Genomic DNA, 26,999 nt, shown 5'->3' on the forward strand with positions numbered 1-26,999 from the left:
CCGGCGCCCCGGGGGCCTCTATCGAAAGTTAGAACCCGTGCGCCGTCCTTCGGCCCGCGAAGTGCCCGCCTACGCCAGACGCGGACACGGGCGCCGGCCGCGATGGTGGAGTCGTACCGCTTCCACCGCCGAAAGGACAGGCCACTGCCGTGTTTGTCGCCTGGAGAGATCTGAAGTTCGCCAAGGGACGCTTCGCCCTGATGGGGACCGTCATCGTGCTGATCACCCTGCTGGTCGGGCTGCTGTCCGGGTTGACGGCCGGACTGGGCCGGCAGAACGTCTCCGCCATCACCGGCCTGCCCGCCGACAGGATCGCCTTCCAGGCCCCCGGCGAGGGCCAGGGCGTGTCGTACTCCAACTCCACAGTCACCGAGAAGCAGTGGCAGCAGTGGGCCGAGGCGCCCGGAGTGACAGGCGCCGAACCGCTGGGCATCGCCACGACGAGGGCCACCGCCGGAAACAGGAGCGCCGGGGTCTCCGCCTTCGGCGTCCGGCCCGGCTCCCACCTGGCCCCCGGCAGCGGCCGGATCGACGGCCGCTCGGCAGTGCTGTCCACCAGGGCCGCCGACGACCTCGGTGTGAAGGCCGGTGACTCCGTCACCCTCGCCGGGCAGCGACTGACAGTGGCGGCCGTACGCGGCGACGCCTCCTTCAGTCACACCCCTGTGGTGTGGATCAGCTTGGACGTGTGGCAGAAGATCGCGCCTCCCACCGGCACCGGTGACGGCAGCCCGGCGGCCACCGTCGTCGCCCTGACCACCACCTCGGGGGCCGATCTGGTGGCCACCGACCGGCAGGCGGGCACCAAGACGGTCTCCGTCGACGACTCGCTGTCCGCGATCGGCTCCTACACCTCCGAGAACGGCTCCCTCCAGCTGATGCGCGGCTTCCTGTTCGCCATCTCCGCCCTCGTCATCGGAGCGTTCTTCACCGTCTGGACGATCCAGCGCAGCGGCGACGTCGCAGTGCTCAAGGCACTCGGCGCCTCGACCGCCACCCTTCTCAAGGACGCCATCGGGCAGGCCGTCGTCCTGCTCGCCGGCGGCACCCTGCTCGGCACCGGCATCGCCGCCGCGCTCGGCGCCCTCGTCGCCGGATCGGCTGTGCCGTTCGTCCTCACTCCGGTGACCGTCCTCCTTCCCGCGGCCGTGATGGTCGTCCTCGGCGCCCTCGGAGCCGCCCTGGCCATCCGCCGCATCACCTCCGTCGACCCGCTGACCGCCCTGGGGAGCGCCCGATGAGCCTGAACCTGACCGACATCACCCTCACCTACCCCGACGGCGAGGGCCGCCTGACCGCCCTCGACCGCGTCACCCTGGACGTGCCCAAGGGCAGCCTGACCGCCGTGATCGGCCCCTCCGGCTCCGGCAAGTCCAGCCTCCTCGCGGTCGCCGCAACCCTCATCACCCCCGACACCGGCACCGTCACCGTCGACGGCACCCCGACCACCGGTCTCATTCGGGCCGAACTCGCCGACCTGCGCCGCCGCAAGATCGGCATCGTCTTCCAGCAGCCCAACCTGCTGCCCTCCCTCACCGCCGCCGAGCAGCTCCAGGTCATGGCTCAGATCGACGGCCGCCCACCGGCCAGAGCCCGTACCCGCGCCGTGGAACTGCTCGACGCGGTCGGCCTCGCCGGCCAGGCCGACCGCCGGCCGCACCAGATCTCCGGCGGCCAGCGCCAGCGCGTCAACATCGCCCGCGCCCTGATGAACGACCCCACGGTCCTGCTCGTCGACGAACCCACCAGCGCCCTCGACCACGAACGCGGCGCCGCCGTCATCGACCTGATCACCCGCCTCACCCACCAGCAGACCACCGCCACCGTCCTGGTCACCCACGACCGCACCCACCTCACCGCCGTCGACCAGATCGCCGAGGTCCACGACGGCCGCCTCCACCTTCCGGCACCAGCCCGCTGAAGCGGGTGTTCCGGGGGGCGGGTCGGCGCAGCGGCCTGCGGGCTGCCGTCGACGTCGTGATCCAATGAAGCGCATGGTCGTCCAGCGGATCACCGCCGGCCTGCTGTTGCTGATCGGGTTTCTGGCGATGGCGGCCTCCCACACCTTCCCGTTCCTCGACGATCTCTCCGAACCGGCCGAGTCGGCGGTCGCGATCGGGGGCGCGGCGTGCCTGCTGGCGGGGGTGTGGCTGTGGTTGCGCAAGCCGGCGGACCGGTCGTCCGCGCCCTCGGCCGGCGACGGTGAGAGCCCGTGACGGCGCGCGGATCGGAGGCCGGGAAAGGGCCGGCGCTCGCGGTGACACGTCCGCCCGCCGCTCACTCCGGCGGGCGCCGCCCGTCGTCGTGCTCGACGGGCGGTCCCGGCTGAGGCGTCGGATACTGAGCCGATGACCAACCCCGACCTCGATCCCGAGGTGTACCCGCCGATCGACCCGCGTGAGGACGTGCCGGACGATCCCGGCGAACTCCTCCCGGACACGCCCGGCGAACTGCCCGAGGCGCCGGTCGAGCCGATGCCCGACGACGGGGAGCCCGGGGGCGTACCCGAACCGGCCTGACCGGCCGGCACCGGGGCACCCGACAGATCGACGATGATGGATAATCCTGTGGTGACCGGCGCGCCGACCGCAGGGGAGACCGGATGAGGATCGTCGACGCCCGGGTGATCGTGACCTGCCCCGGCCGGAACTTCGTGACCCTGAAGGTCGTCACCGACGCCGGCGTCACCGGCGTCGGTGACGCCACCCTCAACGGCCGGGAACTCGCAGTCGCGTCCTACCTGCGTGACCACGTCGTGCCGCTGCTGATCGGGCGCGACCCGGCCCGGATCGAGGACACCTGGCAGTACCTCTACCAGGGGTCGTACTGGCGGCGCGGGCCGGTCACGATGAGCGCCGTCGCCGCCGTGGACACCGCGCTGTGGGACATCAAGGGCAAGGTCGCCGGGCTGCCGGTCTACCAGTTGCTCGGCGGCCGGTCCCGCGAGGGCGTGACCGTGTACGGGCACGCCAACGGCGAGACCGTCGACGAGGTGCTGACCGAGGTCGCCCGCTTCGTCGACCTCGGCTACCGCGCGGTCCGGGTGCAGTGCGGCGTGCCCGGCCTGCCCCGGACGTACGGCGTCAGCGCCGACAAGATGTTCTACGAGCCCGCCGACGCCGCGCTGCCGACCGAGGCGACCTGGTCGACCGAGGCCTACCTGGCCCACGTGCCGGGCGTGTTCGCCCGGGTCCGCGAGGAGTTCGGGCCCACCCTCCGGCTGCTGCACGACGTGCACCACCGGCTCACCCCGATCGAGGCGGCGCGGCTCGGCAGGAGCCTGGAGCCGTACGCGCTGACCTGGATGGAGGATCCCGTACCGGCGGACCTGCAGGAGGGTTTCCGGCTCATCCGGCAGCACACCACCACGCCGATCGCCGTCGGCGAGGTCTTCAGCAGCATCTGGGACGCCGCCCAGCTCATCCGGGAACAGCTCATCGACTACGTGCGCACCACTGTGGTCCACGCCGGCGGGATCACCCACCTGCGACGCATCTTCGACCTCGCCGCGCTGCACCACGTCCGCAGCGGCTCGCACGGGGCCACCGACCTGTCCCCGGTCTGCATGGCCGCCGCGCTGCACCTGGACCTCGCCATCCCCAACTTCGGCCTGCAGGAGTACATGCGGCACACCGAGGCGACGGACGAGGTGTTCCCGCACGGCTACCACTACGAGGGCGGCTACCTGCATCCGGCCGAGACTCCGGGGCTCGGTGTGGACATCGACGAGCAGGCAGCGGCCCGCTACCCGTACGCGCCGGCCTACCTGCCTGTGAACCGGCTGACGGACGGCACAGTGCACCCCTGGTGAGCGCGCCGGTTCAGTGGATGCGGCGACCGTGCGCGTCCGGCACCCCGGACTTGCGGAAGAAATAGGTGTTGATCTGGTCCCGCCACTCGACGGCGCTGCGGAACTGTTCGTCGAGGCGCTCGGCCACCCGGTCGTGGACGGCCGGGTCGACCGCCCCGGCGACGAGCCGCCACCGTTCCCGCATCGCCGCCACCTCCTCGACCCCGGCGAAGTGCGTGTCGTAGATGTGCTGGATCACGGTACGGCCACTGCGCAGCACGTGCCGGTACGGGACGTGATGGAAGAACAGCAGCAGTTCGTCGGGGCAGCGCTCGCGTGACTCGTACACCTCCGACCACGGCGGCGGGTACTGGCCGGTGAAGCCGGTCCCGGTCGCCCGGGTCCGGTCCACCCCGACGCCGTCTCGGTCGGCGAAGTGGTACGTGCCCCACGGGGTGTACTCGTAGCCGTCCACGTCCGGGCCGTAGTGGTGACCGGGCCGCACCATGAAACCGACGCCGAGCGGGGCGGTGTAGCGCTCGTAGGTGCGCCAGGAATCGTCCATGACCGCGTGCATCGTCCGCCGTACCGCTTCCGGATCGCCGGTGGTGACCGGCAGCCAGGTCAGGTCGATCCACTCGTCGAGGATCGCGGCGGGATCCAGCAGCGGATCCCAGGCGAGCCGGCCGAAGGCGTACAGGTTCGCCTGCGCCAGCGGGTGCCCGGTCCAGAACGGGTCGTCGCCCACGTTGGCCACTGCCACCAGGCCGCCCCCGGTGCCCGCCCACCCGGCCGCCACGTCGGCGATCGTGCCGCCGGCCGCGCCCCGGGGCCGGAACCGCAGCACCTCGCTCCACCAGGGTCCGAGGTAGCAGACGTGCCGCTGCTGGCCGGTGTACTCCTGCGTCGCCTGCACCTCCACCGCCAGCCGGGTGGCCGGCATCGCGGCGAGCACCGGGGACACCGGTTCGCGTGTCTGGAAGTCGATCGGGCCGAACTTCACCTGGAGGATCACGTTGTCGGCGAATCGTCCGTCCAGCGGCGCGAAGTGGTCGTGCGCGGCCCGGGCCCGGTCGGTCGACCGGTCCCGCCAGTCCTGGTGGTGGTCGTAGACGAACGCCCGCCAGCGCACCACGCCTCCGTACGGGGCGAGCGCGTCGGCGAGCAGGTTCGCGCCGTCGGCGTGGTCGCGCCCGTACGCGAACGGGCCGGGCCGGCCCTCGGAGTCGGCCTTCACCAGATAACCGCCGAAGTCGGGGATCCGCCGGTAGACCCGCCGGGTGGCGGCGGCCCACCAGGCCCGTACCCGCTCGTCCAGCGGATCGGCTGTGGGCAGGCCGCCGAGGACCACCGGCGCGGCGAAGGTCACCGACAGGTGCACCCGGATGCCGTACGGGCGGAGCACCCCGGCGATCTCCGCGACGTCGCCGAGCCGGTCGGTCAGCAGCCGCGCCTCGGTGTCGTGCACGTTGACGTTGTTCACCGTGACGGCGTTGACGCCGCAGGAGGCGAGCAGGCGTGCGTAGTCGCGGAGCCGGGCGGTCTCGTGCCGGGCGGCGCCGTCGCGCCAGAACAGGGAGCCGCCGGCGTAGCCCCGCTCGACCTGGCCCGACACCGGGTGTACGGCCACGTTGTCCCAGTGGTCGAGCATCCGCCGGTCCAGTGCCGGTCGGTGCCGCCGAGCCGGGAGGTCGTCGTCGAAGGCCGCCGCGCCGAGCCGGACCACGTGGAACATCCCGTACAGCAGGCCGGCCGGCGCGTCGGCCAGGACCACTGTCACGTCGTCCACCCGCGCCAGCAGGTACCCCTCGTCGCCGAGGGAGCCGTCACCGGTGCCGTTCACCGCCGGTGTCGCGCCGAGCCGGGCCGTCTCGGCTGCCGCGTTCGGCACCGGGCCGGCCCCGCGCAGGGCCAGCACCAGGTCGGCGTCGACCTGCCACGGCGGACCGTGCCAGAGCCGTCCGCCGTACCGGCCGCAGGCCCGGCTCACCTCGTCGAGGACCGTGTCGACCAGGGGTCCGTCGCCGTGCACCAGCACCCCGCGGGAGCCGAGTTCGCGGAACGCCGCGGGCGGGAGCCAGGCGGCGTGCCAGGCCGACTCGCCGGCGTCGGCAGACGCCCGGCCGGTGACCGGAACGCTCATGCGGTGAACTCCGCCCGGATCTCGTCGATCATCGGGTCGCCGATCCGCAGCAGTGCCAGCACCAGGAGCGCGGCGACCAGGGCGAGTACCGCCTCGGAGAACACCGCTGTGAGGCCGGCGACGGCGGCCAGCAGGGCGACGTTGCCGACTGTGACGCCGGGCTTGCGCGCCACGTAGTAGACGGCGAGCCGGAGCACGTCGCGGGTGCGGAAGGTGAACAGGGAGACGATCACCAGCGCGTTGACCCCGACCAGGATCACCCCCGCCCCGACCACGACGAGCGGCACCGCCCACCAGCCGGGGACGGCGGCGGCGGGCAGGTTCGCCAGGTTGACAGCGATGACTGCGAGCCACAGCAGCGTCGGCGCCCAGACGCGCAGCACGCCCGGCAGGTTGGCCCGGTAGGCCCGGAGGAACGTGGCGGCGGGACGGAGATCGGTCAGGTCGGGGCGTTGGTGCCGCAGCGTGTGCAGCGCGGCCGAGACGGCCGGACCGAGCGGCACCGCGGCGGCGGCGACCAGCGGGAGGTTGCTGCTGTCGCGGTCGAGCAGCACGAGCACGGCCAGGCCGGGCAGCGTGCTCACCAGGAGCAGCAGTTCCACCACGAGCAGGATGTGGACCCTCGCGGCGGCCCGCGACAACGGCCCGTCGCCGAACTCCCGCAGCCCGCCGGTCGCGCCGGTCACTGCCGGTCCCCGGGCGGGTCGAGCAACCTGTCGTCCCACCACGGCGGGGTCTCGTCCACCACCGGCGTCAGTTCGGCGAGGGTCACCTCGTGCCGGGTGAGGACGAGGTCGAGGTCGGCCCGCCCGGCCGCGACCGGCACTGCGCGATGGGTACGGGCCGGCTCGGCTGCTTCCCGCAACGCGTCGAGCTGCCGGGGCCGGGGCGAGCGCGGGCTGCCCATCTCCCGCCAGGCCGCCCAGGCGTTGCCGGCGTCCTCGCTCACCGACGAGCGGAGCAGGAACGCCGAAACGGTGCCCGGCGGGCCGATCGGGACCGACAGCGACAGGGTGTGCCGCTCGGGTGCCGGTTCCCGGCCGGTGACGTCGACCGGTGCCCAGGCCAGCACCGCGACCCGGCCGTCGGGGTGCCGGGTGACGAGGTGGTCCGGCCCGCGTGCGAGCACCTCGTCGCCGAGCCGGGCCATGAAGGCGTACAGGTGGTAGGTGGGTTTCTTGATCTGCCGGTGGGTGAGCAGGCCGAAGCCGCCGTGCAGCGGCGCGGTCGGCACCCCCTCCTCCTCGAACACGTCGCTGAAGGTCCAGTAGGAGAAGGAGTCGACCAGGTCCCCGCCGCCGGCCAGCACCGGGGCGAGGTAGGCGGCGTGGAAGGCCGTGTCGTGGATCGGGTTGTCCGGCCGGTAGGAGGAGTTGAACTCGGTGATGTGCACCGGGAGGTCGGCCAGCGCGGTGCCGGCCAGGTGCCGGCGGGGCGCGGCGAACTGCTCCAGCAGGTCCGCGGCCGGGGCCAGCGTCTGCCGGGTGCCGAACGGCAGGTGCCGGGCCGGTCCGGAGGTGTAGGCGTGCCGGCTGACGAAGTCGACAGGCACCTCGCGGTCGGTGACGAACTCGGCGAACGGCTTGAGCCACTCGTCGGCGCCGGGGGAGAGGGCCGGGCCGCCGACCTGGATCGCCGCGTCGACGTCCTTGACGGCGTGCGCCGACACCTCGTACAGGCGGTGGTAGGCGTCCTGGTCGGCACCCTGCCAGAACGCCGTCAGGTTGGGCTCGTTCCACACCTCGACGGGCCAGCCGCGCACCTCGTCGAGGCCGTACCTGTCGACCAGGTGGGCCACCGTGGCGCGGACCAGGTCACCCCATTCGGTGTACGACCGGGGCGGCGTCACGTTGCCCCGCCACCAGAACACCGTCTGGTCGCCGGAGGCGAGCGCCGAGGGCATGAACCCCAGCTCCACGAAGGGCCGGACGCCCATCGCGAGGTAGGCGTCGACGACCTGGTCGACGTAGGTGAAGGCGTGCCGCACCCGGCGCTCGCCCTGGTACGAGTAGGGGCGGTGCACGCCGGCGCCGTCGCTGAGCAGCCCGTGCCCGCGGATGTGCCGGAAGCCGATGTCCCGCTGCACCAGCGCCAGCGAGTCCTGATAGTCGCGTCGCAGAGCCAGGTCGAACCGGCCGGTGCCCACGCAGGTACGCCAGGCGTCGGTCAGCCGGCCGATGGGCCGCTCGGGAACGGTGCCGCGCATCGCCGGTCAGCCGTGGCTCTTGCGGTACCGCTCGTACGCCTTGTTGACCAGGTCGGTGTAGGCCTGCGCGTTCTTGCCCTTCAGCTCCGAGACGTAGGCGTCCCACTCGCTCAGCGGCCGCTGGCCGAGGGCGAACTTCAGCGTGTTCTGGGTGACGTGGTCCTTCAGCGCGGTCGCCCACAGCGTCGTCTGCTCCCGCTCCTCATCACTGAGCGGCGCGGGCGGCGGAGTCACCCAGGGCGCGGGCTTGCGGGCGTTCATCTCCTTCTGGAACTCCAGTTCCTCGGGCGAGAAGAACGACTGCACCAGGTCGAGCTTGCCGCCGTAGGCGAAGACGCCGTTGTAGAAGCCGAAGTCCTTCTGCAGGTGCTTGCTGCCCTTGGGGTTGAGCCCGATGACGTTGACGTCCGGGGCGAGGGCGCGCTTGCCCGAGGCGTCCTTGGTGTACGTGGTTCCCTCGACGCCCCACTTGGCGAACTCCTGGCCGGCGTCGGAGTACCAGAGCCAGTCGACGAACTGCATCATGGCCACGAAGTTCTTGCCCTCCCGGGCCTTGCTGGAGATCATCACGCCGTTCTCCAGCCGGCTCGCCGCGTTGACCGGGCCGGCCGGCCCGACCGGGAAGAGGATCTTGCCGAGCCGGGCGTTCGGGTTGATCTTCGCGATGTCCGGGCGGTAGTCGTTCACCAGGGTCTGCGCGTTCGTGCTGATCACGAACGACTTGCCGCTGGCGAGCTTCTGCCGGGCCTGGTCGTCGGTCTGGGTGAACGTCTCCGGGTCGAGCAACCCCTCGGCGACCAGCTTGTGGAGGTACTCCACCACCTGCCGGTAGCCGTCCGAGGCGCCGGTGAAGACGTACTTCCCGGCACCGGCGTCCCAGCTCGTCGGCTGGTAGTTCCAGCCGGCGCCGGGCAGGCCGTGTGCCAGGGCGAGCATGTTCAGCAGGTTGCCGGCCGGGTTGGGCTTGCCGAACCGGTCGGAGAACGGGATGACGTCCGGGTGGGCCGCCTTCATCGCCTTGAGCATGGCGTACACCTCGTCCCAGGTGGTGGGGGACGGGATCTTCAACTGCTCCAGCACGTCGGTGCGGACCGCGAGCGTGTAGTCCTGCCAGGGCTTCTCGTGCAGGCCGGGCAGCAGGTAGAACTTCCCGTCCTCCTGCCGCAGCGTGTCCATCTCCGGCTGGAGTCCCCACCGCTCGATCTTGTCCTTGAAGTGCGGCATCAGGTCGAGGTAGTCGCTGACCGGCAGGATGGCGCCGGACGAGACGTACGAGCTCTCCTGCGGGTGGTAGGTCTTCGGGATGATCAGCGGGGCGTCGCCGGAGCCGACCAGCACGCTGCGCTTCTGCTCGTAGTCGCTCAGCGGCACGGCGACCGGGTCCAGCTTGACGTTCGTCCGCCGGGCCAGCTCGGCCCAGAACAGCCACTCGGGCTTGAGCGGGTAGTTCGGGTGGTTGTTGTAGAGGATCGAGAACGTGACCGGCTCGGTGGCCTTGAACTGGTCACCGATGCCGTACTTCTCCATCGCGCCCGTACGGTTGCGGTCGAGGTCCTTCTTGTCCGGGGTGTCGTCGCCGCAACCCGCCAGGGCGGCGACGGCGGCCGCGCCGCTGGCGAGCAGCACCTGGCGCCGGGACAGCTTGGCCATGGATTCTTCCTTCCGGTGGTGGGGTGGTGGTGCGGGGGGCGGCTATCCCTTCACGGCGCCGAGCATGATCCCGGAGACGAAATAGCGCTGGATGAAGGGATAGACCGCGAGGATCGGCAGGATCGTCAGCACGATGGTCACGGACTGGATGGTGGCGGCGGACTGGACGACGTCGCCGGCGCTGCCGAGGCCGCCGCCGGTCTGCGTGGCGTCGGTCGCGCCCGCGATGAGGTTGCGCAGATAGACGGTCACCGGGAGCAGGTCCTGGCGGTCCATGTAGAGGAACGCGGCGAACCAGGAGTTCCAGAACGAGACGGCGTAGAACAGCACCATCGTGGCGACCATCGCCTTCGACAGCGGCAGGACGATCCGCAGCAGCGTGCCGTACGTGTTCAGCCCGTCGACGGCGGCGGCCTCCTCCAGCTCGACCGGCAGGCTCTCGAAGAACGCCTTCATCACCAGCAGGTTGAACACGTTTATGGCGTTGGGCAGGGCGATCGCCCACACGGTGTTCTTCAGTCCCAGGCTGGTGACCAGGACGTAGTTGGGGATCAGGCCGCCGGTGAAGAACATGGTGAACACGGCGATCCCGACCAGCGCGGTCCGGCCCCGCAGGTGCCGCTTCGACAGCACGTACGCGTAGCAGGTGGTCAGCACGACGGAGATGAGCGTGGCGACCACCGTGTAGAAGACGGTGTTGCGGTAGCTGATCCAGAACGTCGGGTCCGACGTCACCACGCGGTACGCGGTGAGGTTGAACCCGCGCGGCACCAGGTTCACCTCACCCGCGACGATGTACGCGTTGTCGCTGAGCGAGCGGGCCACGATGGTGAGGAACGGATACAGGGTCACCACCACGACGCCGGTCAGCACGACGGCGTTGACGACCTGGAAGACCCGGTAGCCCGCTGTCGGCCGGGGGCCACGCGGGCGGACCGCCGGTGCCCGCGTGCGGGCGCGCGTGCTCACCACAGGCTCGTCCCCACCGTGCGGCGGGAGATCGCGTTCGCCGACAGCACCAGCGTCAGCCCGATCACGGACTCGAACAGGCCGATCGCGGCGGCGTAGCTGAGGTTCCCGGAGACGATGCCCACCCGGTACAGGTAGGTCGAGATCACGTCCGCCGTCGGGTAGGTGAGCGGGTTGTACAGCAGCAGGATCTTCTCGAAGCCGACGGCCATGAAGGTGCCGATGTTGAGGATCAGCAGGGTGACCATCGTCGGCCGGATCCCCGGCAGCGTGACGTGCCAGGTCTGCCGCCACCGGTTGGCGCCGTCGATGCGGGCCGCCTCGTACAGGTCGCCGTCGACGGTGGTGAGCGCGGCGAGGTAGAGGATGGTGCCCCACCCGACGGTCTGCCAGACCTCGGAGGAGACGTAGATCGTCCGGAACCATCCGGCCTGCTGCATGAACGGGACCGGCTCACCGCCCACGGCACGCACCATCTGGTTCACAGTGCCGTCCACCGACAGCAACTGGAGGACCATGGCGGCCACGATCACGATCGACAGGAAGTGCGGCAGGTAGGACACCGACTGGACGAACCGCTTGAGGGCACGGTTGCGCACCTCGTTGAGCAGCAGCGCGAGCACGATCGGCAGCGGGAAGCAGAACAGCAGGGTCAGCGCGCCCAGCACGAGCGTGTTGGTGAACACGCTCCAGAAGGTCGGGTCGGTGAAGAACAGCCGGAAGTACCGCAGCCCGGTCCAGTACTCGCCGAAGATGCTGCCGCCCGGCTGGAAGCGCCGGAACGCGATCACGTTGCCGAGCATCGGCAGGTAGCGGAACGTCAGGAAGAACAGCAGCGGCAGGACGGCGAGCGAGTAGAGCTGCCAGTCCCGGCGCAGGGCACGCCGCCAGGGCGTACGGCGACTGCGCGGGGTCGGGGCTGCCAAACTCGTCCTCCCGCCTGACCGTCGGCCGGAACTTTCCGGTAATACGTCGTAAGCCTTTCGGAAATTTATGGGTATCGTTATCAGCGTGTCAAGAGCGTCGATTGATATCTCCCTCGACCGGCTCCGCCGCTACACACCGGCCGTTGTCGAGCCCGCCGACTTCGACCGGTTCTGGCGCGCCACCCTCACCGCCGCCGCGGCCACCCCGGTGCTCGTCGACGTCCGTCCCGAACCCACCGACCTGCGGCTGGTCGACGTGTGGGACGTGACGTTCGCCGGGTACGCCGGCGAACCGGTCCGGGCCTGGTACACCCGACCCGCGGGCGTACCGGCGCCGCTGCCGGCAGTGGTGGAGTACCCCGGCTACGGACGCGGCCGGGGCCTGCCGGGCGAGCGGCTCACCTGGCCGGTGGCCGGTTACGCCCACCTGCTGGTGGACAACCGGGGACAGGCCGGCCTGTTCAGCCGCGGCGACACCCCGGACCCGCACGACGCGCCCGGCGGGCCCAGCCCCGCCACGCGGGGGATCCTGTCCCCGGACGACTACCACTACCGCCGCCTCATCACCGACGCCGTCCGCGCGATCGACGCCGTCCGCGTCCTGCCCGGGGTGGATCCGGCCCGCGTCGCCGCGGTGGGCAACAGCCAGGGCGGTGGACTCGCGCTCGCGGCGGCGGGCCTCGTCGACGGCCTCGCCGCGCTCCTGGTCACCGCCCCGTTCCTGTGCGACATCCAGCGCGCCATCGAACTGACCGAGGCCTCCCCGTACGGCGAGATCGCCCGCTACCTGGCGGTGCACCGCGAGGCGGAGGAGCCGGTCCGGCGCACGCTGTCCTACGTCGACGGCGTGACCTTCGCCCGGCGGGCCACCGCCCCGGCGCACTTCGGGATCGGTCTGCGGGACGAGGTCTGCCCGCCGAGCACCGGGTTCGCCGCCTACAACCAGTACGCCGCCGGTGGATCGGCAGCGCCGCTACGGGAGATCCACACGTACCCGTTCAACGGCCACGAGGGCGGGGAGGCCGTCCACGTCCGGCGGCAGCTGCGCTGGCTCGACGCGGTGCTCCGCCCCGCCGGGACGGCAGCCGGCTGACGGGCTCACCGGCGGGGCCCGCGACATCTACCATCCCTGATCATGATCTCGACCGTGTGGCGGATACTCACCCGCCAGATCGACCCCAACCCGGCGCAGGACGACGCCGTGCTGCGCGAGGCGTGCACGCAGGCGCGGTACGGCTCCGACATCGGGCCGGCCCGGACGGCGCTGGTCGCCACCCGGAACGACTACGACCGCCGGGCCCGGTACGTCCGCGTGCTCGCCGAATCGACAGCTCGCGGGCTGGGATCGCGGATCGACCGTACGACCGGCCGGGTCGACACCACGGACGCCTGGACCGATCGCTGGGCGTCGCGCGCGCCCGCGGACCCGGATGCCCAGCTCGTCCGTGCCCGTTCCCTGATGGCACGGGCGTGGGAGGTGCGCGGCGGCGACTGGGCCGCCGGCGTACGCCGGGAGCAGTGGGTCGAGTTCAGCCGCCTGCTGGACCTGGCCCGGCAGGTGAACGATGTCGCGATGCGGCTCGCGCCGGACGACCCCACGCCGTGGGCGCACCGCCTGGACCTCATGATCGACACGAGTGCGCCACTGGAGGACGTCGAGGAGGCGTGGCGTGAGCTGACCAAGCGGGATCCCGGGCACCATCTGGGCCACGTGCTCCGGCTGACCTACCACTGCCGGAAGTGGAGCGGCTCGCACGAGGCGATGTTCGGCTTCGCCCGCTCGGTCGCCGCCACGGCTCCTACCGGCTCACCACTGCTCGTGCTGCCGGTTCGGGCCGCCGCGGAGTGGGCGCTGTGGGAGCAGGATCGCGAACCCCACGGCGGTACCCCCGACGAGATCGGCGAGCGGTGGCGACAGGATCCGGTCATGCAGGCGGATCTCGACAACGCCCTGTCCCGGTGGTTCCACCAGCCGGCGACCCGGCACGCCGCCTGGCTCGACGACGCGAACTTCCTGGCGTACGGGCTGGTGCGCACCGGCCGCGCCGCCGAGGCCGCGCCGGTGTTCGCGTCGATCGGCCGGTACATGACCGGCGTTCCGTGGGGCTGGTGGGGCGACGAGCGGGGCGACGCCGTCTTCCTCCGAGCCCGTCGCCGCGCCCGCCGCGCTGCCTGACGGCGGGCGGCACCGTTCCGGCCACAGTCGATTCCCCCTCGGAGGGACCGTTCTTACCACTCCCTTACGGGACAGCAGCCGGGCACGCGCGCAGCTTCGCGGAACGCGATGCTGAGGTCCGACCACCGATCGGGGAAGAGGGCCACCATGGGATCACTGGCACGGTACGGGCTGTCCGTAGCGACGGTCTCCACTCTGACGGCAGGTGTACTGCTCCCGCCCGTCACGCCGGTCGCAGCCGCGGCCCCTTCGACATGGACGGCGACGGTCCCCGCGCTGATCCACGAGAGCCGGCTGACCGACGTGGCCGCCACCGGCCCGAACAACGCCTGGTCCGTCGGCTACCAGGCGTCGACCTACACGGGGTACTCGATCGACCAGCCGTACGCGCTGCTGCGGTGGAACGGGCGGACGTGGACGGAACGGCGCCTGCCGCACCAGGCGTATCTGCTGTACAAGGTGGACGCGGCGAGCGCCCGGGACGTCTGGACGGTGGGCTCCCGGCGCCTCGGCGAGTCGTACGCCGGGCACTTCGACGGCACGACCTGGACGGCGCACGCGCCGTGGCCCGCCCCGGCCGGGACCGCGGAGCTGCTGGACGTGGCCGCCACCGGCGGCGGGCGGGCCGTGTTCGTCGGCCACGACGGTGGCCGGCCGCTGGTCGTCGAGGGTGACACCGGTCAGTTCGGCCGGGTCGCGGTGCCGGGAACCGATGGACTCAACGGTGTCCTGCGGGCGGTCTCGCGTACCGCGGACGGTGGCGTGTTCGCCGCCGGGGAACGGTACGTCGCCGACGCGCCCTACCCGGAGCCGATGATCGCGCAGCGCGTCGGCGGGTCGTGGCGGGTGGCGCCGCTGCCGTCGATCCCGAGCGCCCGGCTCACCGGCGTGTGGGCCCGCTCGTCGACCGACGCCTGGGCGGTCGGCACCCAGGACTACGACTCCGCCCCCAGGCCGGTCATCCTGCACTGGGACGGCCGGACGTGGCAGCGGGTGGCCGGACCGGCATCGGCCGGCTGGGTGTACGCGGTCGCGGGCGACGCGAACGGCAACGTCTGGATCAGCGGCACGAACCCGATCCCGCCGTACGTCGAGTACCCGGGCACGCTGCTGCTGCGCTACACCGGCGGGCGATGGAGCGTCGCGTACGGGCCGAAGGTCGAGGGTAACGATCCGAGCCTGGACGCCCTGGCCAACATCCCGGGGACCGCGTCCTTCTGGGGGAGTGGCACGGTGTCGACAGCCGGGCTCCGCCTCACCGCCGTGATCGAGCGGACCAGGTGAGGGCAGGGGCGTGAGCGCGGCACGGCTCACGCCCCGCCACCCTGGCACCCGTCGGGAGGAACTACCGCCCGGAGGTCAGCACCGAACGGGTCAGTGCGGTGAGCCCGGCATCCCAGCGCTCGTCGGGCCAGTCGCGAAGATGCTCGACGAGATCGCTGCGCACCGCGGCCAGCAGGGCGTGGGCGAGGAACTCCGCCGACTCGGGGCCCCGGGCCTCGGACACGATGGCGGTCAGCGTCGCGTGCCACTCCTCGTACGACTCGTTGCGATAGGGGCTTCCGCTTCCCGCGTTCTCCAGGGCCAGTGTGAGGACCCGGTTGGCCCGCTTGAACCGGACCAGTTCCCGCAGCAGGTGCAGGGCGCGGTCCGCCGGCGAGTCGCCGGGCGGGCTCGCCGCGAGTGACGCCCGAAGCTGTTCGCCGCGCGTGCCGTAGAGGGCGCGGACGAGGCCCAGCCGGTCGCCGAAGTGGCGGAACAGCGTGCCCTTGCCCACGCCGGCGGCAGCGGCGACGTCGTCCATGGAGATCCGGTCGGGGTCGTTCGCCGCCTCGAACAGCCGATCGGCCGCGGCGAGCACCGCCTCCCGATTCCGCGCCGCGTCAGCCCGCACTCCTGCCCCCTCTCGCAAACGGACCGCCAGTCCGCTATGGTGAAGCGGACCGGCCGTCCGCTTATCGTAGATCACCGCGGGCGGCCCGCCGACAGGAAGGAACAGCAGTGCCGAGTACCGCCACCGATGTGTTCCACCAGGCCCTGGACCGTCTGCTCGCCAAGGACATGCCGGGCTTCATCGCCCTGTTCGCCGACGACGCCGTCATGGAGTTCCCGTTCGCGCCGGCCGGGCGGCCCAGCCGGGTGGCCGACCGCGCCGAGCTGCACAACTACCTCATCGACTACCCGCGGACCCTGGACATCCGCGAGATCGCCGACGTCACTGTCCACCAGACCGCCGACCGGGAGGTGATCGTCGCCGAGTTCACCGCCACCGGCGTCGTCGTCGCCACGGGCGAGCCGTACCGGCTGCGCTACATCGCCGTCCTCACCATCAGGGCCGGGCGGATCCTGCGCTATCGCGACTACTGGAACCCGCTGGCCGTGCGGGAACTGTTCGGCGAGGGGGTGCGGGCATGATCCTCGTCGTCGGAGGCACGGGAACGACGGGCCGGCTCGTCGCCGCGAGACTCGCCGCCGCCGGCCGCCGGGCCCGCGTCGCCAGCCGCCGGGCGTCCGCCGAGGGCGTCCGCTTCGATTGGTACGACCGCAGCACGCACGACACGGCGCTGGACGGTGTGACAGCGCTCTACCTGATCGCGCCCCTCGGCGACGCCGACCCGGCGCCGACCATGCTGCCGTTCCTGGACCTGGCCCGGCGTGCCCGGGTACGGCGGGCCGTCCTGCTCAGCTCGTCGGCGATCGAGGCCGGCACGCCGGGACTGGGCGAGGTGCAGGCCCAGCTCGGCGAGATGATCCCCGAGTGGGCGGTGCTGCGACCGTCCTGGTTCATGGAGAACTTCGTCGGCGACCATCCGCACGCCGCGAGCGCCCGGGAGCGTGGCGAGATCGTCAGCGCCACCGGCGACGCCCGCGTGGGCTTCGTGGATCCGGCCGACATCGCCGAGGTGGCGGTGCGTGCCCTCACGGATCCCGCGCCCCACGACACCGAGCACGTCATCACCGGTCCCGAGCGGCTGAGCTACGCCGACGTCGCCGCCACGCTCACCGACTTCCTCGGCCGCCCGGTCCGGCACCGTGCGGTCGACGAGGACGCGCTCACCGCGTACCACGAGGCTCACGGCCTCGCGCCCGACTACGCCCGCTTCCTCGCGGGCCTGGACACGGCCGTCGCCGCGGGCTCGGAGGACCGGGTCACGACGACCGTCGCGGACGTGACCGGCCGGCCACCCCGGACGTTCCGGGACTTCTGCCGCGACCGGCTGGCCGGAGTCCCTCGGACCGCGGACGCCTCGCGGGCCTGAGATCGACGCGCGGCCGGCGTCACGACGGGTTCGGTTCGGTCCTGCTCGCGTCGGGCAGCGACGTGGACGAGGCTCTGCCGGGGGCCGGCGCGGTCCGGGCGGCCAGCGATCCCAGCAGGCGCAGGTTGTCGTACGACGGGCTGCCGGGATCGGTGGTGTAGAGGAACAGCGTCTGGTCCGGGTCGCCGGGCAGGACGAGGGCCTCGTAGCGGAGGGTGATCGGCCCGACCGCGGGGTGGTGCATCCGCTTGGTGCCGTGCGTGCGTTCGTGCACGTGGCGGCCGTTCCACCAGGCCCGGAACTCCGGGCTCTTGATGCTCAGCTCGCCGACGAGCTCGCTGAGCTGCGGATCGTCGGGATTGCGTCCGGCGTAGAGGCGCAGGGTGCCGACCACGTCGGCGGCCACCGCCGGCCAGTCGAGGAAGGCGTCGCGGGCGCCCGGGTCGAGGAAGACCCACCGGATGTAGTTGCGGTGCCGCGGCGGGAGCAGTGTCCAGTCGGTGAGGAGGGCACGGCCCAGGGCGTTCGAGGCGAGCACGTCCGTGCGCCGTCCGAGGATGAGCGCGGGGTGTTCGGTCATCGAGGCGAGCAGCTGGTGCATCGCCGGGCGTACCCGTTGGGCGGGCATCTGCCGGCTGCTGCGCCTCGCCGGCCGCGCGAGGTCGGCGAGGTGGGCGCGGGCGGCGGCGTCGAGCCGGAAGACCCGGGCCAAGGCGTCGACGACAGCGGCCGAAGGGCTGGTGTGCCGGCCCTGTTCGAGCCGGGTGTAGTAGTCGACGCTCACGCCGGCGAGCAGGGCCACCTCCTCGCGGCGCAGTCCGCGGACGCGGCGTCCCTGCGCCACGGCGGCGATGCCGGCCGCTTCCGGAGTCAGGTCGGCCCGGCACTGACGAAGGAATCGGCCGAGGTCGGAGTGTCCTGCCATGACCCGATGATCCGCCCCGAACGTCGTCCGCGACACCGCCTGGGTGGGTACGCCGTTCCCAGGCAGCGCTGGGCTCGTCCGGCTGTGTTCTCGGCCCTCCCTCGTACCCACGATGGAGTGGCGTCCCCGGCCGGGGACACGACGACACCGAGATCCGGGAGTTCCCATGCCCTACCCCACCGCAGGTCCGGCCACGTGGTTCGTCACCGGCACGTCCCGCGGCATCGGCCTCGAACTGGTCAAGCAGTTGCTGGAGCGGGGTGACGACGTCGCGGCGACGACCCGGTCGGCCGAGCGGCTCGTCGCGGCCCTCGGGCCGGTCGACAGTGAGCGACTGCTTCCCCTCGAACTCGACCTGACCGACGAGGCCGCGGTGACGGCGGCCGTCCGGGCCACCACCGACCGTTTCGGCGGGATCGACGTCGTGGTCAACAACGCGGGGTACGGCTTCCTCGGCGCGGTCGAGGAGGCAGGCGACGCCGAGGTCCGGACGATGTTCGAGGTGCAGGTCTTCGGCGTCTGGAACGTGCTCCGCGCGGCCCTGCCCGGCATGCGCGCCGCCGGCAGCGGCCACATCGTCAACGTGTCCTCGATCCTGGGGCTGACCGCGTTCCCCGGCTGGGGCCTCTACTGCTCCGCGAAGTACGCCCTGGAGGGTCTGTCGGACTCGCTCGCGGCCGAGGTCGCACACCTCGGCATCAAGGTCACCGTCGTGGAACCCGGATACACGCGTACCGACTTCCTTCGGACGTCCTCCCTCGGCCTGCCGGCGCGCACCACCGACGGCTACGAGGCGATCCGCGAGATGACCGAGGCGCACCTGGCCATGCCCGGCACCCAGCTCGGCGACCCGGTCAAGGCCGCGGCCGCCATCGTCGAGGTGGCCGTCGGCGGCAGAGCGCCGCTGCACCAGGTGCTCGGCTCCGACTCATACGGCCTGGCCAAGGCCCGCGTGGCGACGCTGCTCGCCGACATCGAGGCCGGCCGCGAACTCGCGCTCAGCACGGACGCCGACGAAGCCTGACCGCTTCGTCGACGGGTCGCGGCGTGCCGTCGCGCACCCGGACAGCTCGCGTCGGCCCGCCTCCGGAGGCGGGCCGACCGGTCGCACCGGCGTCGATCCGGCTCTGTCGGAGCCCGTGGCTATCCTTTCGCCGTGTCGTACGCCGATCTCAGTCATGCCCAGTGGAACGATCTCTCCGACGGCGCTGCCGGCCGGCTCGCCCAGGACGTCGCCGCGCGGCACGAGCTGACAGTGACCGGCCTGGGCGACACGGCGTACGCGGGGCGGTCGCACCGGACTGCGCTGTTCGACCGGGGCGGGATGCGGTTCGCTCTCGTACCCGGCGGCCGGCCGACGCTCGGCTACGACGCGGCCCGCTTCCGGCCCGCTGCGCACCAGGCCGCCGACTACGCCGACAGCGCCGCCGAGTTCGGCCTTCCGTCGCTGACCGAGTACGTCGACGCGATGACGTCGCCCGTACGCGACGTCGACATGCCGGCGATGCTGGTCGCGGTGGACGCGTTCGACCCGTGCGAGGTGCCGCTGGCGCCGGACGACCCTCGGGTGCGGGAGCTGGTCGCGTCGGTCGGGAACCGGTTCGGCGGGGTGCGCACCTTCCGGTCGGGTGACGGGCTGACTGTGGAGTTCGACCGGACGACCGGGCAGGTGGTGCGCGCCCGGGCGATCCGCGAGGTCTCGTACGACGAGGCGATGGCCGGGCTCGGGAGCCTCGGCGTGCGGACGACCACTCCGGACGAGTGGGAGTGGGCGTGCGGCGCCGGTGCGACGACCCTGTTCCGCTGGGGCGACGACTGCCCCGGAGACGGCTATCCGTACGACCACAGGACCGGCCCGCACCGGCAGGAGAACCTCTGGGGTCTGGCGATCGGGCAGGACCCCTACCGGCACGAGGCGACGACCGAGCGCACCGTCGTCTGCGGTGGCGACGGCGGCGGTGCCACCTGTGGCGGGAGCGGCTTCTTCCTGGGCTGGCTCACCCTCGCGACCGCGTACCGCGACGAGGATTTCGGCCGGTGGGTCGCCTCCGACGACGGATACGCCGACGAGATCCTGACCCGGCCCGTCATCGAGCTGGGCTGAGGCCCGGATGACCACCGAGCGTCCCTACGGTTCCCGCCGCCCGCGCCGCCGCGCCCCGCGCGTCCTGCTGATCGTCGGCGTCCTCGCGGCGCTCGCCGCCGGTACGGCGGTCGTGGTGCCGCTGGTGCGGCCACCAGGCCCGCGACCGGAATTCCAGCTCCCGGTGGCCTGCGGCGAGACGTGGCGGCTGTCCACCTATCCGGGGCACGACGACTACGACGTCGACTTCTTCCCGACTTCCGGGGACGCGTGGGGACGGCCGGTGCTCGCCTCCGCCGACGGCACCGTCACGGTGGCGGGGATCAACGGCTCGCTGGGCGGACGTACCCCGCAGGATCCGGACGGGCCGCGGGGGCGCGGCGGCGGCTACTGGGTCAAGATCGACCACGGTGGCAAATGGGAGACGCAGTACCTGCACCTGCTCGAACCGCCGTCGGTGCAGGCCGGTCAGCGGGTGGCCCGGGGCGACCAGCTCGGACGGGTCGGCAGCACCGGGAACTCCGGCGCCCCGCACCTGCACTACGAGCAGCGCCGGGGCTGGGAGAAGGTGGAGGCATACTTCGACGGCGTGCCGTCCGGGATCACGTCCGACGACCGCGAGTACTCGGTGCGGCTGACGAGCGCGAACTGCCGGCCGACGCGCCCGTGACCGGAACCGTCAGCGTTCGTCGGTGGACGATCCGGCACGCCGGGCCTTTCCGATCAGGCCGAGGTGGGTGTGCTCGAACCCCTCGGTCGTCTTGAGGCCGTAGCCCAGGGCGCGGTCGACGGCGATGTGGAACGCCCACGCGACGGCCAGGACTCCCAGCCAGTCGATCCGGTCGCCGGACGCGGCCGCTGCCACTGCCACCGCGCCGAGCGCCGCCGGCAGCGTGTACGAGTGCGCCACGTTGTAGCAGACGGCGCCGACGCGCGGCCCGCGCAGGTAGCCGAGCATGGACAGGTCGAAGACGAGGAAGAGGGCGAGCAGCGACCACCACGGGTACCCGGCCGCGACGGTCACGACGACGGCGAGGGCCGCGACGGCGACGGCCTCCACGCGCTGCGCCGCGACCGGGTTCAACTGCGGCATCTCCCACCTCGATGTCTGTCAGTGGCCCTTGCGCAGGCCCGAGCCCCCCGGTGGCCGGGGTGGTCGGAGGCAGCCGGCTCGTGCCGCCACCAGCTCTGACAGGGTACGCGGCGGAGGCCGTGCGCCGGCGGCAACCGCGACGGTCAGCCGCCGAAGCGTTGCCGCAACTGGTACTTCAGCACCTTGCCGGTGCCGCCGCGGGGCAGCGCGTCGAGGCGGTGGATGCGGGCGGGGACCTGGTGCGGCTCCAGCCGCTCGGCGAGGAACGCGGCGAGCGTCGCGTCGTCCAGGGCCGGGTCGGCCGCCACGACGGCGGCGACGATCTCGCCGTGCTCGGGGTCGGGCAGCGCGACGACTGTGGCCTCGCGTACCGAGGGGTGGTCGTAGAGTGCGGCCTCGACCTCCAGCGACGACACGAGCTTCCCGTCGGTGGTGATGACGTCGGTCATCCGGTCGAACAGGAACAGCTCGCCGTCGGCGGTGGCGCGTCCGAGGTCGCGGGTGCGGGTCCACCCGCCGGCGTGCACGCGGGCGTTGAGCGCCTGGTCGAGGTACAGCCGCTTGGGCGCCTCGCAGCGCAGCCACACCTCGCCGAGTTCGCCCGGCGGCAGCGGCTCGCCCTGCTGGTCGACGACGCGCATCTCGGTGCCGCGTCCGGGGCGTCCCAGCCACATCGGCCGGTCCGGGTCGACGTTGCCCAGGATGATCGCCGGCACCGCCTCGGACTGCGCGTAGGCGTTGGCGATGGTGGCGTTCGGCATGGCCGCGAGGAGGTCGCGGGCGATGCGCGGCGGCATGATCGCCGATGCGTTGCCGATGGTCTTGACCGAGCCGAGGTCGTAGCGGTCCTGCGGGCGGATGGCGGCGAGCCGGATCGCGGTCCACGGGGTGAGGATGAGGGTCGCGCAGCCGTGCGTGGCGAGCAGGCGGGCGATCTCCTCCGGGTCGTCCGGTGAGCACACGATCAGCGGTGACGGCGTCGTGGTGGCCAGCACCGCGACAGTCGTCGCGCTCGACGTGGTGCCCAGCGGCATCGGCGCGAGCAGCGGTGCTGGGTCGACCAGCTGCCCGAGGGCGGCGGACCCGCGCCCGTACGTGAGGTTGCCGTGCGGGTTGGTGAACGGCTTCGCCGGGCCGGTGGTGCCGGAGGTGTAGAGGATGTCGGAGATGTCCTCGGGGGTGACGCCGGTGTCGACGGCGGCGGAGTCGCCCTGGTCGAGGTCCGCGACGACCACCGACCAGCGTCCGGCGTCGTCCCGCCACGGCGGGAGCGCCGCGCCGCGGATCACACCGGCCACCGCACACTGGTCGAACCGGCGGCGCAGCTCCACCGCCGGCATCGTGTCGTTCACGTGTACGGCGGTGGCGCCGGCCTTGAGCACGCCGAGGTAGGCGACGGCGTAGTCGATCCAGTCGTCGCCGCCGAACAGCAGCGCCACCCGGGCGCCCCGCCCGGTGCCGCCGAGCCGGTCGAGCACCGCGCGGGCGACGGCGTTCGAGCGCCGGTCCCAGTCCCGGTAGGTGATCGCCGTCTTGCCGCGGACGTTTATCGCCTCCTGCTCGGGCATCAGGCCGGTGCGGTGCCGGAGCAGGTCGGGTACGACGACCGCGGACGTGGGCACACTCATGGGTCCTCCCTCGGATGGCGCGCTCAACTCCACCGGTACACGCGGTGGAAGTCTTCGATCCGGTCGAGCAGCAGCAGGCCCCGGCCGGCCACGTGGCTGTCCAGGACGGACCGGTAGGGGCCGGTGTCCAGGACGGCGTCGCGGACGCCGAAGGCGCGGTCGGCGGTGTGCCGGCTCCATTCGTCGAACTCGGCGACTGTGAGCCGGCGGCGTTCCTCGACGGCGCGGGCGAGCGGGCGGGCCGCGAGCCGGCCGGCGGCGCGCTCGGTGACGACGCCGCTGAAGAACTCGGACCCGCAGCCGGAGCCGTAGGAGAACAGGCCGATCCGGCGGGCCACCGTGAAGTCGGCGTGGTCGATCAGCGAACACAGCGCGAGGTAGAGCGAACCGGAGTAGAGATTGCCGATCTGGCTCGTGTACGACAGCGACGGGGCCACCCGCGCCGCGAAGTCCCTGTCGATGTCGGCCGGCGCCATGCGCTTGGTCTTGCGCAGCAGCGTGCGGTGGGCGCCCTTGACCATCCCGGCGAAGGGGATGTGGAAGACGAGGTGGTCGAACGTGGTGACGATGTCGGCGCCCTCGACGCGGTCCCGGTAGGCGGCGAAGCACCGTTCCAGACAGGTGAGATAGGCGAGCAGGGACAGGTCGGAGTTCACCACGTCGACGTCCGGCCGGGGCCGCAGCGTGTCCATCACCTCCTGGGTGTGGTACCCGCTGGCGCCCAGGTCGAGCCGCAGCACGTCGGGCGTACGGCTGACCAGCATCGCGACCGCGCCGGCGCCCTCCGACGGCTCGAAGTAGCTGCCGGCCGCCGCGACGCCGGCGATGTCGGTGGCGATCACGAGCGCCCGCGCGTCCGGCGCCGGGCTCGCGGCGATGATCGCCGCCGCGCTCTGCAGGGCGGCGGTGCCGCCGTAGCAGGCGTGCTTGACCTCGAACGACCGGCAGCGCGGCGGCAGGCCGAGGAGGTCGTGGACATAGGTGCTGATCGGCTTGCCGAAGTCGAGCCCCGACTCGGTGGCCACCACCACCAGCTCGATCGCCTCCCGCTGCTCTGGCGACAGGGCGTCGACCAGTGGCCGGGCGGCGTTGACCGCGTGGGTCACCTGGTCCTCGCAGGGCAGGCTCACCGACCGGCGGCGCATCATCAGGTTCGGCAGCCGCGACGGGTCCAGGCCGCGCGCCTCGAACAGGCTGGGCACGTCGACGTACGCCCGGCCGGGGTAGACGTGGAGATCCTCGATGCCGACCGCCGTGGTGATCATCCTCGGGCCTCTCCTCTTCGTGGATCCCTTACCGCCGCGGTCCCTGACGTTGTACGACCGCGGGCCGGGCGTGTCTGCTCAGAGTTGAGCGCCCGCGATCGGCCCGGCCGGTTACCATCCCGGGTCATGACGAGATACGTCGCTCTGTTGCGTGCGGTGAACATCGGTGGCGGTAGCTCGATGGTGATGACGGAGCTGAAAGAGGTCTTCGTCTCCTGCGGCTTCGACGGCGTGGCCACGTACATCCAGAGCGGCAACGTCGTGTTCGGCTGCCCCGAGACCGACGAGGTCGCGATCCTGGCCGAGATCGACAGGGGCATCAAGCAGCGGTGGGGTCGCGACGTGCCGGTGCTGCTGCGCAGCCTGGACGAGCTCGACGCGATGATCGCCGCCAACCCGTATCTCGACGTGCAGACGGACCACACGAAGCTGCTCGTCACCATGCTCAGCGGCGACCCCGGCGCGGACAAGCAGGCGGCGCTCGCCGCCCCGCCCGGCGAGAGCGGCACGCTGACGCTGCTCGGCCGCGACGTGTTCGTGCACGTTCCCGACGGGTACGGGCGCAGCAAGCTCAGCAACGCCTTCGTGGAGAAGAAGACCGGTGTGGTCGGGACGACCCGCAACTGGCGCTCGGTGCTGAAGCTGCGCGACATGGCGGCGGCCTGACCGCGTACCCGTCATACCCGTCATCGCGGGCTCACCATTGACGGGCCGGACACGGCGCCCGAGGCGCTGTCACCGGCGTCGGCGGCCCGCACGAACCGGTCCGCCAACGACAGCAGCGGGCCGGTGAGAAGCGTCGTGACCAGCGCCATGATGAGCAGGGCGAGGAACAGCGGCGGGCTGAGGATGCCGGCCTGGAACGCGACCTGGAGCACGATGAGCTCGGTGAGCCCGCGCGTGTTGAGCAGGATCCCGATCCGTGTCGCCTCTGCGGGAGAGCAGCCGCCGAGCCGGCTGCCGAGATAGCCGCCGCCGATCTTCCCGGCGAGTCCGAGGACGAGCACGACGACCACCAGCGACCACGGCGTGCTGGCGACCGCGCCGGTCAGCGCGGTGAGCCCGGCGCTCACGAAGAAGATCGGCAGCAGCGACCGCCCGAGCCGCGACACGGCGGCGGTCGGCGCGTCCCAGGGCTCGCCGGGCGGCACCGCCAGGCCGACCAGGATCGCGCCGAACACCGCGGTCAGCCCGAGGAGGTGGACGCCGAAGCCGACCACGAGAGCCACCACGCCGAGCACCACGGCACTGGCGGCCGGCCACCGGCCGCACCACAGTGCCGCCCGGGCGCGGCGCAGCACCCATCGGATCCCGCCGGCCAGCAGCAACGCGCCGGCGAGGACCGCCATCGCGCGGCCGAAGGTCGCGGGGTCTCCGGCGCCCAGCCCGACGGCCAGGGACAGCAGCAGCCAGCCGACGACGTCGACGACCACGGCGGCGGCCAGCGCGAGGGCCCCGGCCGTCGTCTCCGTCAGGCCCCGCTCGGTCAGCAGCCGCGCCAGCACCGGTACGGCGGTGATGGACAGCGTCACCGCGACGCCCAGCACGAAGGCCGGCATCGGCGCGTCGCCGCGTACGGCCGGTCCGGCGACGAACTGGACCCACAGTGCGACGAGCACCCCGCAGGCCAGCGCCGGGACGAGCGCACCGGCGGTCACCCAGGCCAGCCTGCGGTCGTCGCGCGCCGGCCCGACCCGCAGCTCACGCGCGAGGCCGACCAGGAAGAGCACCAGGGCACCCTCGGCGACCAGGCGCAGGAGTGCGCGTACGTCCTCCGGCAGCACCGCCGCCAGCCCGTCGTGACCGGCGAACAGGACGAGGGCCGGGCCGACGAGGAGACCGGCGACGATCTCCCCGATCACCGGCGGCTGCCGCAACAGCCGCGCCACGGCTCGTCCGGTCCCGCCGACGAGCAGCAGCGCCACGAGCAGCGCGGCTCCGTGCAGGAGGACCAGGACGGCGCTCATGCGGACAGTTCCCGGTCGCCGCGCAGCAGGCGTGCGCCGTTCACCGGCCGGATCGGCTCGGCGCCCCACCGGGCGGGCTCGTACTGTCCGCACTCCACGTACCGGGTCAGCGCCGGCTCGTTGATCAGGAGGTATCCGCCGGGCAGCTGATCCACCAGCTTCGCCGCGCGGAAGTGCTTGAGGAACAGCCCGACGCGGGACCGGGTGGTGCCGACCATGCTGGCCAGCTCCTCCTGAGTGATCTTCGCGTCGATCTGCATGCCGAGGTTGAGCCGCCGGCCCACCTTGCGGGCGAGTCGCAGCAGCGTCGCGGCCAGCCGGTGTTCGCTGTCCATGGTGACCAGTTGGGTGATGGCCTGCTGCTGGTCGAGCAGCTTGGCCATGAGGAACCGGGTGAAGTGCCAGTTGAGCTGTTCGTCGCTGCTCAGCAGGTCGAACAGCTTCGCCGAGTTGACTCTCCTGATCACACTGTCGCGCATGGCCCGGGCGGTGTCGTGGCGTGGCCCGCCGAGCAGGCCGAGCTCGCCGAACATGTCGCCCCGTGTGTGGATCGACAGCAGGCACTGCTTGCCGTCCGCGGAGGACGCGATGGTCTTGAACTGGCCGACCTCCACGAGGTACATCCGCAGATCGTGGTCGCCGGAGTTGTACGCGGCCCCGCCTCGCGGGACGTGTGTGCGGACGGCGAAAGTCGGGTCGTCCCGGATCAGCCGATGCAGCTCGTTACGCAAACTGGTGGTGGCGCCGGCGATTCGCAAGGAGGCCTCCTGGCGCCCGATGTCGTGGCTCGGGCGTGTTGTCAGGTTCCTGATCATTCGCTGGTGAAATGCGTGACGCTATCAATCGTTGACAGTACAGCCGCAACGCCGGCAAGTATTTCTTCAGCCGGTGTCGGCAAACTGTCGGAATTGCAATACG

Annotated in this window: 27 protein-coding genes; 14 read left to right on the forward strand and 13 right to left on the reverse strand. The window is 72.1% G+C overall.

Annotated features, from left to right (window positions below):
* Window positions 1–200 precede the first annotated feature (200 nt).
* The 5 genes from BFV98_RS00605 to manD all read left to right on the forward strand — a co-directional run bounded on the left by BFV98_RS00605 (window position 201) and on the right by manD (window position 3,811).
* On the forward strand, window positions 201–1,241 hold the full coding sequence (locus tag BFV98_RS00605; RefSeq protein ID WP_255367943.1) for an ABC transporter permease: 1,041 nt from the start codon (window positions 201–203) through the stop codon (window positions 1,239–1,241).
* Window positions 1,238–1,921, forward strand: coding sequence for an ABC transporter ATP-binding protein (locus BFV98_RS00610; protein WP_071094378.1), 684 nt, complete (start codon window positions 1,238–1,240; stop codon window positions 1,919–1,921). Before BFV98_RS00605 ends, BFV98_RS00610 begins: the two co-directional genes overlap by 4 nt.
* 73 nt (window positions 1,922–1,994) lie before the next feature.
* The gene (locus tag BFV98_RS00615; RefSeq protein ID WP_225319635.1) at window positions 1,995–2,216 is read left to right on the forward strand and encodes a hypothetical protein; all 222 of its coding nucleotides are present in this window, start codon (window positions 1,995–1,997) and stop codon (window positions 2,214–2,216) included.
* A gap of 132 nt (window positions 2,217–2,348) precedes the next feature.
* On the forward strand, window positions 2,349–2,519 hold the full coding sequence (locus BFV98_RS32170; RefSeq protein ID WP_013287071.1) for a hypothetical protein: 171 nt from the start codon (window positions 2,349–2,351) through the stop codon (window positions 2,517–2,519).
* 83 nt (window positions 2,520–2,602) lie between these two features.
* Entirely contained in the window at window positions 2,603–3,811 is a 1,209-nt protein-coding gene (gene manD / locus BFV98_RS00620) for a D-mannonate dehydratase ManD (protein ID WP_071094381.1), read from the forward strand.
* Between the two features lie 10 nt (window positions 3,812–3,821).
* Here manD and BFV98_RS00625 read toward each other — a convergent pair whose 3' ends face one another.
* The 6 genes from BFV98_RS00625 to BFV98_RS00650 are packed head-to-tail and all read right to left on the reverse strand — an operon-like array spanning window position 3,822 to window position 11,684.
* Window positions 3,822–5,933 carry an alpha-glucuronidase gene (locus BFV98_RS00625; protein ID WP_071094382.1) on the reverse strand — a complete coding sequence of 704 codons (2,112 nt, stop codon included), beginning with the start codon at window positions 5,931–5,933 and terminating at the stop codon, window positions 3,822–3,824.
* Window positions 5,930–6,619, reverse strand: a complete 690-nt coding sequence (locus tag BFV98_RS00630) for a DUF624 domain-containing protein (protein WP_071094384.1) — start codon at window positions 6,617–6,619, stop codon at window positions 5,930–5,932. Before BFV98_RS00630 ends, BFV98_RS00625 begins: the two co-directional genes overlap by 4 nt.
* The gene (locus BFV98_RS00635) at window positions 6,616–8,139 is read right to left on the reverse strand and encodes a xylan 1,4-beta-xylosidase (protein ID WP_071094386.1); all 1,524 of its coding nucleotides are present in this window, start codon (window positions 8,137–8,139) and stop codon (window positions 6,616–6,618) included. The genes BFV98_RS00630 and BFV98_RS00635 overlap by 4 nt, the downstream gene beginning before the upstream one ends.
* A 6-nt stretch (window positions 8,140–8,145) precedes the next feature.
* On the reverse strand, window positions 8,146–9,789 hold the full coding sequence (locus BFV98_RS00640) for an extracellular solute-binding protein (RefSeq protein WP_030268204.1): 1,644 nt from the start codon (window positions 9,787–9,789) through the stop codon (window positions 8,146–8,148).
* Between the two features lie 42 nt (window positions 9,790–9,831).
* Complete coding sequence (locus BFV98_RS00645) at window positions 9,832–10,758, reverse strand: carbohydrate ABC transporter permease (RefSeq protein WP_230650141.1); 927 nt, start codon at window positions 10,756–10,758, stop codon at window positions 9,832–9,834.
* The gene (locus BFV98_RS00650) at window positions 10,755–11,684 is read right to left on the reverse strand and encodes a sugar ABC transporter permease (protein ID WP_013287064.1); all 930 of its coding nucleotides are present in this window, start codon (window positions 11,682–11,684) and stop codon (window positions 10,755–10,757) included. The genes BFV98_RS00645 and BFV98_RS00650 overlap by 4 nt, the downstream gene beginning before the upstream one ends.
* 67 nt (window positions 11,685–11,751) lie before the next feature.
* Here BFV98_RS00650 and BFV98_RS00655 point away from each other — a divergent pair, with 67 nt between their 5' ends.
* The 3 genes from BFV98_RS00655 (at window position 11,752) to BFV98_RS00665 (ending at window position 15,144) form a co-directional block, all read left to right on the forward strand.
* On the forward strand, window positions 11,752–12,777 hold the full coding sequence (locus BFV98_RS00655) for an acetylxylan esterase (protein WP_030268208.1): 1,026 nt from the start codon (window positions 11,752–11,754) through the stop codon (window positions 12,775–12,777).
* 42 nt (window positions 12,778–12,819) lie between these two features.
* Entirely contained in the window at window positions 12,820–13,860 is a 1,041-nt protein-coding gene (locus BFV98_RS00660; RefSeq protein WP_030268210.1) for a DUF4034 domain-containing protein, read from the forward strand.
* 147 nt (window positions 13,861–14,007) lie between these two features.
* On the forward strand, window positions 14,008–15,144 hold the full coding sequence (locus BFV98_RS00665; protein WP_071094388.1) for a hypothetical protein: 1,137 nt from the start codon (window positions 14,008–14,010) through the stop codon (window positions 15,142–15,144).
* A 61-nt stretch (window positions 15,145–15,205) separates the two neighbouring features.
* On the opposite strand, the gene BFV98_RS00670 is transcribed toward BFV98_RS00665, so the two are convergent.
* A complete protein-coding gene (locus tag BFV98_RS00670; RefSeq protein ID WP_071094390.1) occupies window positions 15,206–15,754 on the reverse strand; it encodes a TetR/AcrR family transcriptional regulator in 549 nt (182 codons plus the stop codon).
* A gap of 107 nt (window positions 15,755–15,861) precedes the next feature.
* On the opposite strand from BFV98_RS00670, the gene BFV98_RS00675 reads away from it, so the two are divergent.
* Window positions 15,862–16,275 carry a nuclear transport factor 2 family protein gene (locus tag BFV98_RS00675; RefSeq protein WP_030268214.1) on the forward strand — a complete coding sequence of 138 codons (414 nt, stop codon included), beginning with the start codon at window positions 15,862–15,864 and terminating at the stop codon, window positions 16,273–16,275.
* On the forward strand, window positions 16,272–17,120 hold the full coding sequence (locus tag BFV98_RS00680) for an oxidoreductase (RefSeq protein WP_013287058.1): 849 nt from the start codon (window positions 16,272–16,274) through the stop codon (window positions 17,118–17,120). The genes BFV98_RS00675 and BFV98_RS00680 overlap by 4 nt, the downstream gene beginning before the upstream one ends.
* A gap of 19 nt (window positions 17,121–17,139) precedes the next feature.
* On the opposite strand, the gene BFV98_RS00685 is transcribed toward BFV98_RS00680, so the two are convergent.
* The gene (locus BFV98_RS00685; protein ID WP_071094392.1) at window positions 17,140–18,045 is read right to left on the reverse strand and encodes a helix-turn-helix transcriptional regulator; all 906 of its coding nucleotides are present in this window, start codon (window positions 18,043–18,045) and stop codon (window positions 17,140–17,142) included.
* Between the two features lie 166 nt (window positions 18,046–18,211).
* Between BFV98_RS00685 and BFV98_RS00690 the strand changes: the two genes are divergently transcribed.
* From BFV98_RS00690 to BFV98_RS00700, 3 genes are all read left to right on the forward strand, one after another.
* Window positions 18,212–19,069, forward strand: a complete 858-nt coding sequence (locus BFV98_RS00690) for an SDR family NAD(P)-dependent oxidoreductase (protein ID WP_013287056.1) — start codon at window positions 18,212–18,214, stop codon at window positions 19,067–19,069.
* Between the two features lie 132 nt (window positions 19,070–19,201).
* Window positions 19,202–20,149, forward strand: coding sequence for a hypothetical protein (locus tag BFV98_RS00695; protein WP_013287055.1), 948 nt, complete (start codon window positions 19,202–19,204; stop codon window positions 20,147–20,149).
* A gap of 7 nt (window positions 20,150–20,156) precedes the next feature.
* The gene (locus BFV98_RS00700) at window positions 20,157–20,798 is read left to right on the forward strand and encodes a M23 family metallopeptidase (RefSeq protein ID WP_071094394.1); all 642 of its coding nucleotides are present in this window, start codon (window positions 20,157–20,159) and stop codon (window positions 20,796–20,798) included.
* A 9-nt stretch (window positions 20,799–20,807) separates the two neighbouring features.
* Here BFV98_RS00700 and BFV98_RS00705 read toward each other — a convergent pair whose 3' ends face one another.
* The 3 genes from BFV98_RS00705 to BFV98_RS00715 form a co-directional block, all read right to left on the reverse strand.
* Window positions 20,808–21,221, reverse strand: a complete 414-nt coding sequence (locus tag BFV98_RS00705) for a DUF4260 domain-containing protein (protein ID WP_013287053.1) — start codon at window positions 21,219–21,221, stop codon at window positions 20,808–20,810.
* A gap of 143 nt (window positions 21,222–21,364) precedes the next feature.
* Window positions 21,365–22,849, reverse strand: a complete 1,485-nt coding sequence (locus BFV98_RS00710; RefSeq protein WP_013287052.1) for a class I adenylate-forming enzyme family protein — start codon at window positions 22,847–22,849, stop codon at window positions 21,365–21,367.
* A gap of 23 nt (window positions 22,850–22,872) precedes the next feature.
* Window positions 22,873–24,114, reverse strand: coding sequence for a hydroxymethylglutaryl-CoA synthase family protein (locus BFV98_RS00715; RefSeq protein WP_013287051.1), 1,242 nt, complete (start codon window positions 24,112–24,114; stop codon window positions 22,873–22,875).
* A 126-nt stretch (window positions 24,115–24,240) separates the two neighbouring features.
* Here BFV98_RS00715 and BFV98_RS00720 point away from each other — a divergent pair, with 126 nt between their 5' ends.
* A complete protein-coding gene (locus BFV98_RS00720; protein ID WP_047893481.1) occupies window positions 24,241–24,780 on the forward strand; it encodes a DUF1697 domain-containing protein in 540 nt (179 codons plus the stop codon).
* A 20-nt stretch (window positions 24,781–24,800) separates the two neighbouring features.
* Here BFV98_RS00720 and BFV98_RS00725 read toward each other — a convergent pair whose 3' ends face one another.
* Entirely contained in the window at window positions 24,801–26,081 is a 1,281-nt protein-coding gene (locus BFV98_RS00725; protein ID WP_071094396.1) for a cation:proton antiporter, read from the reverse strand.
* The gene (locus BFV98_RS00730) at window positions 26,078–26,896 is read right to left on the reverse strand and encodes a Crp/Fnr family transcriptional regulator (RefSeq protein ID WP_255367944.1); all 819 of its coding nucleotides are present in this window, start codon (window positions 26,894–26,896) and stop codon (window positions 26,078–26,080) included. The genes BFV98_RS00725 and BFV98_RS00730 overlap by 4 nt, the downstream gene beginning before the upstream one ends.
* Window positions 26,897–26,999: the final 103 nt, after the last annotated feature.

This window comes from Micromonospora sp. WMMB235, assembly GCF_001855515.1.
GTDB classification, from domain to species: domain Bacteria; phylum Actinomycetota; class Actinomycetes; order Mycobacteriales; family Micromonosporaceae; genus Micromonospora; species Micromonospora aurantiaca.

Bases quoted from the DNA above. Each gene is read 5' to 3' on its own strand.
- BFV98_RS00605 (WP_255367943.1), top strand. From the start codon at position 201: ATGGGGACCGTCATCGTGCTGATCACCCTGCTGGTCGGGCTGCTGTCC.
- BFV98_RS00610 (WP_071094378.1), top strand. From the start codon at position 1,238: ATGAGCCTGAACCTGACCGACATCACCCTCACCTACCCCGACGGCGAG.
- BFV98_RS00615 (WP_225319635.1), top strand. From the start codon at position 1,995: ATGGTCGTCCAGCGGATCACCGCCGGCCTGCTGTTGCTGATCGGGTTT.
- BFV98_RS32170 (WP_013287071.1), top strand. From the start codon at position 2,349: ATGACCAACCCCGACCTCGATCCCGAGGTGTACCCGCCGATCGACCCG.
- manD (WP_071094381.1), top strand. From the start codon at position 2,603: ATGAGGATCGTCGACGCCCGGGTGATCGTGACCTGCCCCGGCCGGAAC.
- BFV98_RS00625 (WP_071094382.1), bottom strand. From the start codon at position 5,933: ATGAGCGTTCCGGTCACCGGCCGGGCGTCTGCCGACGCCGGCGAGTCG.
- BFV98_RS00635 (WP_071094386.1), bottom strand. From the start codon at position 8,139: ATGCGCGGCACCGTTCCCGAGCGGCCCATCGGCCGGCTGACCGACGCC.
- BFV98_RS00640 (WP_030268204.1), bottom strand. From the start codon at position 9,789: ATGGCCAAGCTGTCCCGGCGCCAGGTGCTGCTCGCCAGCGGCGCGGCC.
- BFV98_RS00655 (WP_030268208.1), top strand. From the start codon at position 11,752: ATGGGTATCGTTATCAGCGTGTCAAGAGCGTCGATTGATATCTCCCTC.
- BFV98_RS00660 (WP_030268210.1), top strand. From the start codon at position 12,820: ATGATCTCGACCGTGTGGCGGATACTCACCCGCCAGATCGACCCCAAC.
- BFV98_RS00665 (WP_071094388.1), top strand. From the start codon at position 14,008: ATGGGATCACTGGCACGGTACGGGCTGTCCGTAGCGACGGTCTCCACT.
- BFV98_RS00680 (WP_013287058.1), top strand. From the start codon at position 16,272: ATGATCCTCGTCGTCGGAGGCACGGGAACGACGGGCCGGCTCGTCGCC.
- BFV98_RS00685 (WP_071094392.1), bottom strand. From the start codon at position 18,045: ATGGCAGGACACTCCGACCTCGGCCGATTCCTTCGTCAGTGCCGGGCC.
- BFV98_RS00690 (WP_013287056.1), top strand. From the start codon at position 18,212: ATGCCCTACCCCACCGCAGGTCCGGCCACGTGGTTCGTCACCGGCACG.
- BFV98_RS00700 (WP_071094394.1), top strand. From the start codon at position 20,157: ATGACCACCGAGCGTCCCTACGGTTCCCGCCGCCCGCGCCGCCGCGCC.
- BFV98_RS00705 (WP_013287053.1), bottom strand. From the start codon at position 21,221: ATGCCGCAGTTGAACCCGGTCGCGGCGCAGCGCGTGGAGGCCGTCGCC.
- BFV98_RS00710 (WP_013287052.1), bottom strand. From the start codon at position 22,849: ATGAGTGTGCCCACGTCCGCGGTCGTCGTACCCGACCTGCTCCGGCAC.
- BFV98_RS00715 (WP_013287051.1), bottom strand. From the start codon at position 24,114: ATGATCACCACGGCGGTCGGCATCGAGGATCTCCACGTCTACCCCGGC.
- BFV98_RS00720 (WP_047893481.1), top strand. From the start codon at position 24,241: ATGACGAGATACGTCGCTCTGTTGCGTGCGGTGAACATCGGTGGCGGT.
- BFV98_RS00725 (WP_071094396.1), bottom strand. From the start codon at position 26,081: ATGAGCGCCGTCCTGGTCCTCCTGCACGGAGCCGCGCTGCTCGTGGCG.
- BFV98_RS00730 (WP_255367944.1), bottom strand. From the start codon at position 26,896: ATGATCAGGAACCTGACAACACGCCCGAGCCACGACATCGGGCGCCAG.